The following is a 12,712-nucleotide window of genomic DNA, read 5'->3' as shown; positions in this document are numbered from 1 at the left end:
CTATACTATTTATTTTGAATTATGTGAATAATAACATATGAGTATTGCAGGAATGTACATGCTGAATGTACCTCAATATCAAGAAGAAAAAGTCCAACAAGCTTTAGACATGTTATACATTGACAGGAAAAATGAGTTTAGAGAATTGTCTCAAGTTCTGTTAACTGAAAAAGCTCTCAAGGCAATGCCAAATTGGAAAGAATTTGTTTTGAACTTTAGTCTAGATGTTGATGAGGCATTTAAGACTTGGTCTGGACAAAATCCATTATTGTCTAGTTCTCCACAAAAAGCATTAACAATTCTAAGACAACTTGGACATGATAAAACATCTATGAATCAACTTGCTCATTTACTTAACATCTCGTATAATCTATCCCTTGAGTTCAAAGAGATTTACAGACGTTTAAAATAATCTCTTTTTCTTTTTTCCTAAAACCTAAATTTGATTAAAACTCCAAAAATTTTGTATGGATTTCATGCTTGAAGAAGAACTAATTGATTTAATGACGTTTTGTTTACAAAACCCTGACTCTTCTGAAATCTCTGAAAAACATAAACGAATTTCTGAAATTGGTCGTGAATTGTATGATGATGGCGGTGTTGATGCTTTGGAAAACTTCTTTTTTGTACTAAAAAACAGAATTACAGAAGAAATAGAAAAAGATCCATCCCCTATGCGTTCGCTATGGAATGGCCTTACTGACGAATGGCAGTATTGAATTTCTAAATTAGAAATTTATCCTCTGCCGATTCTAAAAATGGCTGTACTACATGTTGGGCATGTGCCTTTGATTGCAGGTTTACCATTTTTCATTGTGTATGGTTTAGCGCCACCGATTTCTCGTTTGTCTCGGCATTTTACGCAATATCCTATTGTCATATGTTCACTAGGCTCAAGGTTCTATTAGCAAGAACTTGTTGAACTTTTTTCACAAATAGGCAAACCTCCGATCTTAATTATTGTGTTTTAGAACTATTTTTTTCGTATTGGATGTTATTTTGATAAAATTAGGAATGAATTCTACGTATTTTTTAAATAATTATTGTTTTTCATTCAATTTTTATTTTTGAATTTGATCAGTTATGTTCCATTTTTGATAAAACTAATGTTCAATATCTATCAAAAACATAATTGAATCCTTCATTAGTTTTGTAATGCTGTTTGTGTTACATTGTTAAACATTATAGTTTTTCAAAATTTTTGATAATTGTACTTTGTCTACTAATTATTTTTCCTGGATTCAAAATATTTTTTGGATCAAACAATTTCTTTATTTCTTGAAATGTTTGATAATTTGTATCTCCATATTGTTTTTTGATAAACTCTGAACGTGCTAATCCATCTCCATGCTCTGCAGTAATAGTTCCTCCTATTTTGATAATTTCATCAAAATAGTATGTTGCAATATTTTTGACTAGTGATAGTTTTTTCCTTTCTCCTATTAGTCTGACATGCAAATTACCATTTCCAATATGTCCATACACAATTGATTTAGTTTTGAATTTTTTACGAATTTTTTCTAATATTGAAAATAATTCTGATAATTTGTCAATGGGAACAGCTGCATCCTCAATCACATGCGGGATTCTATTTTCTTTTTTTATGTTTTTCAGGCTGTAAAACAACGATGAATCTCGATATTTCCACCATTGGTGAATTTCCTGCTTTTTTGTTAATTTTTTAACAATTTTTCCCGAAATTATTGATTCAAATTTTCTATTGTTTTGATTAGTTTTTTCATCATATTCTACAAAAAGTAAACATTTCGCATTACTTTCAAATTTAAAATCAATTTGCTGTAATGTTATTTTATCTACAAATTCTATTGCTGATGGGTTAGTGTTGTTTACAAGTACACAGTCTCTAATTGCATTTTTTATGGAGTTATATTCTATGATGAATAGAATTCTTTTCTTTGGAATATTTTTTATTTTTAATTTTGCAGATGTGACAATTCCTAATGTTCCTTCTGAACCGATAATGATTTTATGAATGTCATTTTTTGATTTGATTTTGTCTATTCTATATCCTGATGAATTTTTTGAAACGTTTGGGATTTTTTTGTTATTAATTTTTATTTTCTTTTGGATTTTATTTGAAAAGTTTTTGTTATTTGGAAGGGTGATTTTATTCCCATTCCCATCAATTATAGTTAATTCGATTACATTGTCTATCATACTTCCATATTTCAAACTTCTACTTCCACTAGAATTATTCCCAATCATTCCTCCAACAGAACAAAATGATCCTATTGATGGATTTGGTGGAAAAAATTTTTTATTTTTCTCTAATGCTTTGTCTAATTTTCCTTTGATTGTTCCAGGACCTACTATTGCATATTTTTCTTTAATTTTGATTGAATCAAATTTTTTCATATCTAAAATAATGCCGTTATTTAATGAACTACCTACTAATCCTGTGCCTGCACCACGTACAGTTACTGATGTCTTGAATTTTTTTGCAATTTTTACTGTGTTAATTACATCTTTTTCATTTTTTGGAATAACTATTATTTTTGGAATTATTTGATATGAGCTTGCATCAACAGAATAAAATTTCTTAAACTCTTCTTCTGAATGCACTTCTCCCTTGATAACTTTGGATAATTGCACTTTGATTGAATTCATTTAATGAATCTAAATTTTGATTCGATAATAATCCCATCGCTCTGGATCAAACTGTGCTACAAACTCTGCTTGCTCTTTTTCAATTCTTGCATTAATTACATCTCTTAATGCAAAACTTGTTAGATACTTGAATTTCTTAGAATGTGCTTGCATTACAAACATGTGTCTCATCTCACTGCCTCCTTTTAGACCCCAATATCCCATTTTCACTGCAATTGGTTCTAAGAATACTGTGTTTCCTAAACCATAATTTTCATCTCTTATTTCCTCTCTTAAATTATAATTTTCTAATAAACCTCCTTTGGCATACCCTACAATTTCTCCATTTTTTCCATTTAATCTCAATGTGGTGATTATTGTCTCTGGATCTTTTACTGATTTTTCAAAATTATCTAAGAATTGCAGTGGTCTTGGTAATTCTAGTAAAATATCATGTAATGAATTAATGAATTCTGGATCATTTCTAGTTGTCATGCATTCTATGGTTGGAACTAACCTGAGATTTTTATATGCAGAATCTGCTTGAATGGTAATTTCTTGTTGTCTGATTCTCATAAATGATAAAACTGTATCAAAAAAGTTCTTCCTCATTTCATTTGAAAGTACTTTGAGAACTGGTTTTACCATATCTGTTTCTTTATTGAGCAATTCTTCAAAATATGCTACGGCACTTCTGACAATTAATGATGGTCTCCATGCAAGTGCGTGAGCATTCATTTTTGCCATTTCCATAGCCTTTGAGAAATCTCCTAATGCATAACCACTAATTCTGTCTACTACTGTAAGATACCACCCCATATCCATTATGTGCTTTTGATATTCTATGTCATTTCTTGTCAGTTCTGAATTCTGAAAACATTGTTTAATTTGTGCTTCAGCATTTTTCTTTAATTCTCCCATCCAAGGATATGTTGTTCTTAAAATCAAAACCTTGATAATTTCTAAATCAATATTTGCAATTTTTATTAACTGGCTAAGTTTTCTATCTGTTGAAATAAATTTTAATACACTTTCTTCATGTGGTTTGTCAACGCTTTTTTCTGGATCAAAGTCATGAAATAATGCAGCAACATATAGATATTTTATATCATCATGTGTGAATTCTATTTTTTCTTGTTTTGCAGCTAATAGTGAAAAATATGTTACTTCTAATTCATGGTTGATATTGTGATATCCATAATAATCTCTTCCAAGTCCTCTACTTTCAAACAAATCAATGGTGTAATCTAACATTTCAACATAGCAATCTTCTTCTAATCTATTTTCTATTAACAAATCAAGAATATTGTTTCTCATGACTTGAGTATTTGCAAATAATTGCATAATCAGACGATCTTTTTGTTCTTTTTAAAGATGATCTGAAAGAATTTTTTTTGTAGAAAGATTCAATAGAATTATGATTTTTTTATTTTTAAATGACTGTTGATGAGATTCTCTTAACATCACTAATTGATTTTACTGAATCTGGTTCATCACAATTCAATCTTCATTTAAAAGACAACTTGTATCCTCTAACTAACGTTCAGGTAATCCATTCCTCTGTTCCTATTAACGAACCTACAACTCGTGGGGGTGTATATTTTTCAGAAAAATTTGCATATAAAATGAAAGGAACTGTCGAAGATCTTTCTGTAGTCCCATTACTTACAAAGAAGATGCTTGGCCCCAATACTGAGTTTGGAGAATTAAAAATCACCACTTCTATAGGTAATGATGGGAATCAAAAAAACTTGGAAATATCTGCTAATCTAACAAACAGTGTTCAGACCCCTGATTCTATAGAGCTTAGCATGATTATTGTAAAACTAGAATCTGTTTAATCTACAAAATACTTGTCATATCTTTCTCTACTATCTTCATCAGAAAGAACTTCATATGCTTTGTTTAATTTTGACATCTCTTCTTCAGAATCTTTCTTTGTTTTATCTGGATGTGTTTTTTTTGCAAGTTCTCTGAAACTTTTCTTTATTTCTTCTTGTGTTGCGTCTCTTGACACTCCTAACACTTCATAATAATTTGGAAGTTCATCATTTCTTGCAGCCTCTCTGAATTCTTTATCTTTAACAGTGTTTCTTCTCTTTCCAATCTCTTCATAATCATCTCCCCAATCTGATTTGTATTTCTCATATGTTTTGTCTTTTTTTGATTCTAGTTCTTCTTTGTCATATGATGTTTTTTTTCTAAGTATGATGTCTCTTGCCAAAAATAAAAACAAGCCAATAACTGCTATTGCAAATCCTCCAAACAGTATGATTTTTTCTTCATCTGTTACTTCAAGATCCATGTCTAATTCTTTTTCTTGGCCGTATGATGATTGAACTAAAAGCAAAACTACTGAAATTAGAAAAACACTTGCAATTTTCAATTCTTTTTCACTATGATAATCTAAAATCTTCTTTTGCAGTATTTAATACTACATGAGTGATTGTATTTTCTACATTTGGAATAGAGGCAAGCTCTTTGACAAACTTACTTAACTCATTTCTCTCCTTAAATTTTGCAATGATTATTGTATCTGTTGAACCTGTTATATCGTAAACACCACAAACATTTTCAAACTTTGATATCTCTTCTTCAACATCCACAACTTTGTCGTTTTTTGCAATGATTTCAATTATTGCAGTAAGAGAATATCCTAATTTCTCATGATCAATCATTGCTGAATACCCTTTAATGATCTTCTCCTTTTCCATCTTTTTGATTCTTGATAGAACTGTTACAGTTGACATGCCGAGTTTTAGTGCTAACTGTCGTGCTGATAATCGTGCATCTACCATCAGATTTCTTAAAATTTTCTCATCTGTTTTATCCAAATTCATATTTTCTATGATGAAAAATTTATTTAAATTTTCACTAAATAACTAAAAGTTTGTTTAATTTACCAGGCTCAATTTTTTTTATAATTTTTCAAATTTAATACAAATACTAAATTACATTCCTTGTGGACGAAATTCAAGAACTTGTGTCTCGTGGTAAGATCCTACTAGAGGATGGAAAATTTGATGATGCACTTGGGTTTTTTGAGCAGGCACTGCTTTTGAATCAAGACGATCCTGATTTGTGGAATTACAAAGGTATAACATTACGAAGTCTTGGTAGGTACGAAGAGGCAATGGATTGTTTTAACAAATCTCTCAATATTGATCCTCGTGATAGAAATGCTTCTTGATCTGTTATTGACAAATAGTGAATCTATATTATTAACAAAATATTATCTTCTGTATTGAATAACACAGATCGAATGCTAGCTGAAGCCTACGAATGTGTTGAGGATGGTGATTTTAGTGATGCCATCCAACTTTATGATCTTGTGCTAAAAAATGATCCCTCAAACATTGGTGCCCTAATCGATAAAGGAGTTACTCTCCAAAACATGGGTCGAATCAAACTTGCAATTAGAACATATGATAAAGCACTATTGGTTTCTCCTGAAAACATTGATGCATTACTAAACAAAGGTACTGCATTACATTCTGATCAAAAATATGAAGAAGCGATAAAGTGTTATGATCATGTCTTAAAAATTGATAAAAAATGTGCAATGGCATTGGCATACAAAGGACTGTCTTTAGGAGAAACTGGAAAACTACATGAAGCCCTAAAACATTTCAAAAAAGCACTATCTATTGATAAAGAGTTTGATTTGGCCAGTATTTCAAAAGATATGGCTCAAGACTTGCTAAAATCTATTAATGAAAATAAAATCAAAACACCGTAACATCGCCAGGTGCTGGCTCTCGGTTCATTTCTTTTTCATGTGATTCAAAAAACTCTTTGTGTTTAGAATTTTGATGTTCTCTGAGACTCTCTAAATCTTCAAACCCTTCGTGGCATAGATAGCATTTTGGTTTATGTTCGTCTACTAAAGGGAGCACCATGCATTGATATTGTAATTTGACTACTTATTTCTTGGGCCTAACTAAGGAATATATCATGATGGGAATGAGTAAAAATATGTTAGATCAATTGGTAGGGGATTCTCAGGCACTAGATCGTGCAATTGCTGGTCAGGAATTATCCTACAAAGACGGCTTAGAATTGATGAATTATGATAATTTACATTTGCTTGGTGCAGTAGCTGATACTCGAAGAAAAGAATTAGTTGGTGACACTGTAACTTTTGCAGCATCTTACTACATGAATTACACCAATGTCTGTACTGCAAGTTGTCAAATGTGTGCATTTTATAGAAAAGATGGCGCAGAAGATGCTTACACATTAACTCCTCAAGAAATCGAACAACGAGTTGGAATTGCAAAACAAATGGGCGCCACTGAAGTACACATTGTTGGAGGATTTCATCCAAAACTTCCACTTGAATATTATGAAGACATGATGAAAATAATCAAGAAAAATCATCCTCAACTAAACATCAAAGCATTAACTGCTGCAGAAATTTTTTACTTGTCAAAACTTACTAAAAATTCTACTAAAGAAATTTTATCTCGTCTAAAAGACGCTGGATTGGATTCAATGCCTGGTGGAGGTGCAGAACTATTTCATCCAGAAATTAGAAAAGAAATTGTTAGAGGAAAATGTACTGGACAAGAATGGTTAGATGTAATTGAAGAAGCACATAACATGGGAATTAAAAGTAATGTAACTATGCTTTATGGACATATTGAAAAACCTGAACATATCGTTGATCATCTCATTAAAATTCGTGACTTGCAAAAGAAAACAAACGGGTTCATTACACTTATTCCTTTAAAATTCAGCTTGGATAATACTGAATTAGAACAAAAACACTTGGTAAACAATGAATGCTCTTCTGTGTATGACTTGAGAGTAATTGCATTGTCTAGACTTATGCTTGCAAATTACCTGAATAATATCTCTGTTTATTGGGTAGCATATGGCAAGAAACTTGCTCAGGTGGCTTTGTCTAATGGTGGAAGTGATTTAGTAGGAACTGCATTTTCTGAAGAAATCTATCGTGCTGCAGGAAAAGAAACTAGTTCTTCAGTAGATGAACTTGCAACTATGGTAAAAGAGATAGGACGTACTCCTGCACAACGAAATACTCATTTTGAAATTTTAAAGAATTTTTAATTTAGATGTTTTTTAATAGATTCTAATTTTTCTTTCCCGCTTTGGTCTTTATCCTTTCTTGAATCTATTTTAATTACAACTTCTACTCTATTAATTCCTAAATTGTGAACTGTTTCAGTCATTTGTTTTGTAGCTTTATTGATTACATCCATATCATTTGATTCTAAAATAGTACCCATAGGATTAATTTCATATTTGAGATTGTCAATTTTTTGAATTGATTCTATTGCTTTTGCAATGTAAAAACTTGCACTGGTAGTTTTTGTTGCCATTGGATACACGCTAATTTCTGCATGAATCATTCCTTCTCTTTATTTTTATCAGATAAAAAAAGTTTGAATTATTCTGCAGGTTTTTTTTCTGTTCTTTTTGCGCTTCCTTTTCTACGTCTTGCTCCAAAACTTATCAAAACTAACAAAAATCCAACACCAATTAACAATCCATACAATAACTGTAATGCCTGGTTTTCATCTTCAGCAACCATCAAATCAATTATCTCCTCTTCAGTCATTCCTGCATGACCTGTTGGTCCTTCGCCTGTAGTTATTCCGATAATGACACCTGCAATAATCATTGCAATGCCTGCAGCAAAAATCTTCTTATCAATTAACACCAAACTGACTTTATTCTGAATTTATCATATATTAGGAAATTGGATTGTAATTTTTTTTGATTTTATTGCTCTTCTAGGTAGATTTTCAAGGAAATTGTACCTTGATCTCCTGAGTTAATTATCAACATTCCTGCAGAATCTGCCACTTTGCAGGCTCCATTTTTGTATGATTTTTCTAGTCCTATACAATTAATGTCTGAATAATAGTCAAAAGTCATTCCAGAATCTACTTTGAATTTTTCATCAATTGATGGCACAAAGAAAATATCTGCAGTCTTTGAATCATTGACTTTTACATTGTATTTGTAAACCGGATCTGCACTAAATGAACATCCCTTTATGAATACTGATTCATCTTGTGGAATTGTTACTAGTTGTTCAATTGGTGCAAATTTTGCATCTTGAATCATTGGATACATTATGTTTGATTTACTTACTGCATGATCTAATCCTACTGTGTGACCAATCTCATGAATCAAAATACTCTTTATGGATTCTGAACTGTATGCTTTCCATTTTCCATCACAGTCGCTACTACCTAATCCAATTGAAACATTTGTTTGACCAACAACATAACCATCATATCCATTTTTTAATTCTCTTTCCCAATTAATCGAAGTAATTCCAAATGATGGTGAGTCTACGATTTCAAATTTTACGTTTGCAGTCAATTCCCAAAATCTCAAAGCCTCGGTAACTTCTATTGACATGTCTTTTGACCATGAAGGACTTTTTTCAATGTAAATTGGATATGTTTTTGAATTATCTACTCTTGCTATCCAGTCACTTGGTAATGTTTTTTCTGGATTTGCATTGTTGTATACTATGACTCCTTGACCATTGTCAATTTTATCATAATCTGTATTTTGAATACCTGTGGATGAACTCTCACCTTTCTTTAACAAGTTTAACAAAACTCTATACTCTTCATTTTCTGCTCTGAGTATTTCTATCTCTTCATCATTAACCAGATTTTTTGCTTTAAGATAGTTCAACTCAACAATCAACGCATCATCTTTTTCATTTGCTGTGTTGATTGCTGGTTCTTTTACAGACTGCTTTGTTGACATTTGTGCCTGAATTTGCTCATATTTGACATCTTTTTGTTCTTGAACCTGCTTTAGATTCTGAATTTGCTCGTGCTTTTGTCTGATTTCTGATTGTAGTAGTTCAACTTGTTTTCTCATTTCTTTATTTTCCGATTCAATTTCTGATATGGTGATTAAACTATCAGTATTTTCATTTGAAACTACACTTACTTTATTTTCCAATAATCTGTTTTCTTCTCTGAGTTTGTCTATTGTACTTTGATACATTTTATTTTCATTTACAAGTAATTTGATCATCTCATCGCTTTCATTTATGCCCGTATCAAATGAATTCAAAGAATCTTGTTGAGATTCATTGGTATTTTTCAAATCTGTAATTTCATTTCTATATTGAGAGTTTTCTTCTTCAAATAGACTTAGTTGTTTTTGATAACTCACAATCTTTGAATTTAGTGAATTGATTAACTCGTTAGATTCCTCAATTTCTATTTTCATCAAAGTAATGCTTTCTTGCTGAATAGTTTTTTCGCCTTGTAACTGTCTTACAAGTGACTCGTATTCTGATATGCTTTCATCATTTACCTGCATCATGTTATTTTTGAGTAGTTCATTTTCATCTTCTAAAACTTGAATTGTATTTTCATATTTGGCTACTTTGGAGTTTAACTCGTTTACTAATTGATTCATCTTATCAAACTCACTTTTCATTGAAATTAATGATGTATTTTTCTCAAAATTTTCATTTTCTAGTTCATGTATGGTTGTTTTGTATTGTTCATTTTCATCTTCTAACTCTTTGATTATTTTTTGGAATTCTGATAATCTAGAGTTTAATGCTGTTGCAAATTCATTTGATTCTTCTGCATCATTCATTATTCCTATCAATGTTTTTCGTTGCTCAATATTTTCTGACTCTAGCTGTGAAATTTTATTTTCATATTCTGTATTTTGCAACCCCAACTGGTCAATCCTATTTTTATACTGATTATTTTCATCCTCAAGCGTGCCTATTTTGTTCTCATAGTCCTGAATTTCTGCTGAAAATTTCATTATTGCCTCATTTGCATTTAGAAGCTCATTAGTTATTGATGATAATTGTAATTTTTGTTCTTGGTTTAAGTTTTCTAATTGATTTATGGCATTAATGTAGCCAGTATTTTGATTTTTCAAACTAACAACTGTTTCATCTGTTTGTATTTTTTCTCCACTAATTTGCTTTATTGTCTCATCATATGATTTTATTTTATTTTCATATTCAATGATTTTTTGTTTTTGAATAAAGCTTTCATTTTTTAATTTCGTGATTAGCGATTCATATGTTTCCTTATCTTGAATTAATTCATTAGCACTGTTTCTATTTTCTTGATTCTTTTCTTTTAGAATTGCAATTAGTTGTTGTTTATTTTCATTTTCAATTTTTAACAGTTCAATATTTTGTTTATAGGATTCTTTTTTCTCATCTAATTCTGTAATTTTATTTTGTAACTTTTTATTTTCTACTTTTAAATTATTTAATTCCTCAATTACATCTGATTTGACTTGAACTAACCCATTATCATTAGAATTTCCTAAAACAGTTGTTTCTGGATTCATGTTTGCTACCCATGCATCGATATTAGTTGACATCCTCTTGTTTGTCTCTCGTAATCTGTCAACTTCTTTTTTCAATGCTTGATATTCATCAAAAATTGATGACATTGATGTTGGAAATTGTCCTGATCTATTCATTTCCTGACTTTTGAGTAGTATTCTATACTCTTCATTTTCGTCTCTTAATTCTTTGACTTCTTGTTGGAATACCTCTGCTTTTGCCTTTAGATATTCTACATCTCTTTTCAATTCTTTATCTGTGGTTGAAGAAATTTCCACAATTCCTTTTTGAGATAAATAATCAATTGCCCTTACAAATTCTTCATTGGAAATTTCTCCATTTGACCACAATTCCAAAGTCCTCTTTACCCACTCTGGGATTTCATCAGTTTGAGCATCTGCAAAATTTATTCCTGAAATGGGGATGCTACCTACGAGTATCAATAATCCTAATAATGCTACTTGCACCAATACCCCTCAATTTTTCTGTGATTTTGTGAAATAAAAATGAGATGCTCCTAATTTAATAATATGATATTTTTTTATGCTAAAATTTCTAAAATCCTTCTGGGGGTCTTTGCACAAATACATTGCAAACAAGTGCATCTGTTTTTTTATCTCTGTATTGCACATTACATGAAACAAATTTTCCTTTCAATGCTCTTTCTAAATCCTCTTTTGTTTTTTCTTCATATTGTGGTTGATTCGGATCGTCAATTTTACTCATGATTATTTTTTCTACTTTACCGTATTCTTCTTGGTTATCTTTTCTAGTGTGACTGATTAGCAATTCAAAAGCATTGTTTGTAAGAATATTGATAACTGCTCCACCAATACCGTCTCCCATGATTTTTTTTCTTTTTTGTTCTATAATTACTTGATGGCTATACTTAATTCAAAATCCGGAACAAGATTTTTTTCTTTTGCCATCTCAAATAATCTTCGTATGGACTCTTCTCCAGAATCTCCCATGTTGACAGTCACTTGATTTACATACATTTTTACAAACTTTTCAATCAAGTCTCGTGGTTTTCCTCTAGAATACTGCATTGCATATTCTAATGCATCTTCTAAATTCTCTAAACCGTACTCTATTGATGCTTGAAGATACTGATCAAATTTGTGGATTGTTTCCATTCCTAAATCAGTTCTCATAACATTAATTCCAAGTGGAACTGGTAATCCGTTTGTAGTTTTGTGCCACCACTCACCTACATCTAAGATTTTGACATTTCCTTCTTGTTCATATGATAATTGTGTTTCATGAATTACCAGGCCTGCATCTACCTTGCCTGACTTTACTGCTTCTGGAATGTCGCTAAAATTCATTTCAACATAATCAAATTTTCCAATCATTAATTGTAATAGTAAAAATGCAGATGTCATCTTTCCTGGAATTGCAATTTTGCATTTTTTTATCTCATCAATAGTCATCTGTTCTCTGGCTGTAACAATTGGGCCGTATCCAATTCCAAAACTTCCGCCACTACGCAATATTGTATATCCTGGGATGTATGCACATGCATGAACTGAAACTGCTGTGACGTCTAATTGTGGATCTGTAGCTTTGCGATTTAATTTTTCAATATCTTCAATCACATGGGTTACTTTGAAATCTGGTGATGGAACTTTTCCTGTAAACATTCCATAAAACATGAATGCATCATCTGAATCAGGAGTATGACCTACTGAAATTTCCATAATCTTACCCTAGTCAGTCGTAATAAAAATCAAAACATACTCTAAACAGATTTTCTAATATATGCCAAAAATCTATTTT

Annotated in this window: 16 protein-coding genes; 6 read left to right on the top strand and 10 right to left on the bottom strand. The window is 30.9% G+C overall.

Annotation, left to right across the window (positions count from 1 at the left end; all coding sequences use genetic code 11):
- The first annotated feature begins 37 nt into the window (after positions 1–37).
- Together Nisw_RS01150 and Nisw_RS01145 are read left to right on the top strand one after the other, a co-directional pair.
- The gene (locus tag Nisw_RS01150; protein ID WP_141975765.1) at positions 38–412 is read left to right on the top strand and encodes a hypothetical protein; all 375 of its coding nucleotides are present in this window, start codon (positions 38–40) and stop codon (positions 410–412) included.
- Positions 413–467: 55 nt separating this feature from the next.
- Positions 468–719, top strand: coding sequence for a hypothetical protein (locus tag Nisw_RS01145; RefSeq protein WP_141975763.1), 252 nt, complete (start codon positions 468–470; stop codon positions 717–719).
- A gap of 17 nt (positions 720–736) precedes the next feature.
- Here Nisw_RS01145 and Nisw_RS09030 read toward each other — a convergent pair whose 3' ends face one another.
- From Nisw_RS09030 to Nisw_RS01135, 3 genes are all read right to left on the bottom strand, one after another.
- A complete protein-coding gene (locus Nisw_RS09030) occupies positions 737–880 on the bottom strand; it encodes a DUF5679 domain-containing protein (RefSeq protein ID WP_012215116.1) in 144 nt (47 codons plus the stop codon).
- Positions 881–1,182: 302 nt separating this feature from the next.
- A complete protein-coding gene (locus tag Nisw_RS01140) occupies positions 1,183–2,628 on the bottom strand; it encodes an FAD-binding oxidoreductase (RefSeq protein ID WP_141975761.1) in 1,446 nt (481 codons plus the stop codon).
- Between the two features lie 9 nt (positions 2,629–2,637).
- Positions 2,638–3,951 carry an HD domain-containing protein gene (locus Nisw_RS01135; RefSeq protein WP_141975759.1) on the bottom strand — a complete coding sequence of 438 codons (1,314 nt, stop codon included), beginning with the start codon at positions 3,949–3,951 and terminating at the stop codon, positions 2,638–2,640.
- Between the two features lie 92 nt (positions 3,952–4,043).
- On the opposite strand from Nisw_RS01135, the gene Nisw_RS01130 reads away from it, so the two are divergent.
- The gene (locus Nisw_RS01130; RefSeq protein ID WP_141975757.1) at positions 4,044–4,448 is read left to right on the top strand and encodes a hypothetical protein; all 405 of its coding nucleotides are present in this window, start codon (positions 4,044–4,046) and stop codon (positions 4,446–4,448) included.
- Here Nisw_RS01130 and Nisw_RS01125 read toward each other — a convergent pair.
- Positions 4,445–4,993 carry a DnaJ domain-containing protein gene (locus Nisw_RS01125; RefSeq protein WP_141975755.1) on the bottom strand — a complete coding sequence of 183 codons (549 nt, stop codon included), beginning with the start codon at positions 4,991–4,993 and terminating at the stop codon, positions 4,445–4,447. The two genes, Nisw_RS01130 and Nisw_RS01125, sit on opposite strands and share 4 nt — an antisense overlap.
- 10 nt (positions 4,994–5,003) lie before the next feature.
- Positions 5,004–5,447, bottom strand: coding sequence for an Lrp/AsnC family transcriptional regulator (locus Nisw_RS01120; protein WP_185736639.1), 444 nt, complete (start codon positions 5,445–5,447; stop codon positions 5,004–5,006).
- Between the two features lie 122 nt (positions 5,448–5,569).
- Here Nisw_RS01120 and Nisw_RS01115 point away from each other — a divergent pair, with 122 nt between their 5' ends.
- The 3 genes from Nisw_RS01115 to Nisw_RS01105 all read left to right on the top strand — a co-directional run bounded on the left by Nisw_RS01115 (position 5,570) and on the right by Nisw_RS01105 (position 7,680).
- The gene (locus Nisw_RS01115) at positions 5,570–5,797 is read left to right on the top strand and encodes a tetratricopeptide repeat protein (RefSeq protein WP_141975751.1); all 228 of its coding nucleotides are present in this window, start codon (positions 5,570–5,572) and stop codon (positions 5,795–5,797) included.
- Positions 5,798–5,851: 54 nt separating this feature from the next.
- Positions 5,852–6,346, top strand: a complete 495-nt coding sequence (locus Nisw_RS01110) for a tetratricopeptide repeat protein (protein WP_141975749.1) — start codon at positions 5,852–5,854, stop codon at positions 6,344–6,346.
- A gap of 236 nt (positions 6,347–6,582) precedes the next feature.
- Entirely contained in the window at positions 6,583–7,680 is a 1,098-nt protein-coding gene (locus tag Nisw_RS01105) for a radical SAM protein (protein ID WP_141975747.1), read from the top strand.
- Here the strand turns inward: Nisw_RS01105 and Nisw_RS01100 are convergent.
- The 5 genes from Nisw_RS01100 to Nisw_RS01080 all read right to left on the bottom strand — a co-directional run bounded on the left by Nisw_RS01100 (position 7,677) and on the right by Nisw_RS01080 (position 12,633).
- On the bottom strand, positions 7,677–7,982 hold the full coding sequence (locus Nisw_RS01100; protein ID WP_141975745.1) for an MTH1187 family thiamine-binding protein: 306 nt from the start codon (positions 7,980–7,982) through the stop codon (positions 7,677–7,679). The genes Nisw_RS01105 and Nisw_RS01100 overlap by 4 nt on opposite strands.
- Before the next feature lie 38 nt (positions 7,983–8,020).
- Positions 8,021–8,314: a hypothetical protein gene (locus tag Nisw_RS01095; RefSeq protein ID WP_141975743.1), complete on the bottom strand. Its 294-nt coding sequence runs from the start codon at positions 8,312–8,314 to the stop codon at positions 8,021–8,023.
- 41 nt (positions 8,315–8,355) lie between these two features.
- Complete coding sequence (locus tag Nisw_RS01090) at positions 8,356–11,400, bottom strand: matrixin family metalloprotease (protein WP_141975742.1); 3,045 nt, start codon at positions 11,398–11,400, stop codon at positions 8,356–8,358.
- An 88-nt stretch (positions 11,401–11,488) separates the two neighbouring features.
- The gene (locus tag Nisw_RS01085; protein WP_141975740.1) at positions 11,489–11,779 is read right to left on the bottom strand and encodes a hypothetical protein; all 291 of its coding nucleotides are present in this window, start codon (positions 11,777–11,779) and stop codon (positions 11,489–11,491) included.
- Positions 11,780–11,805: 26 nt separating this feature from the next.
- Positions 11,806–12,633 carry an MqnA/MqnD/SBP family protein gene (locus tag Nisw_RS01080; protein WP_141975738.1) on the bottom strand — a complete coding sequence of 276 codons (828 nt, stop codon included), beginning with the start codon at positions 12,631–12,633 and terminating at the stop codon, positions 11,806–11,808.
- Positions 12,634–12,712 lie beyond the last annotated feature (79 nt).

The organism is Candidatus Nitrosopumilus sp. SW (genome assembly GCF_006740685.1).
In the GTDB taxonomy this organism is placed as follows: domain Archaea; phylum Thermoproteota; class Nitrososphaeria; order Nitrososphaerales; family Nitrosopumilaceae; genus Nitrosopumilus.
The sequence above is the reverse complement of the archived record's forward strand: the minus strand, read 5'-3'. Positions and strand labels throughout refer to the sequence as shown.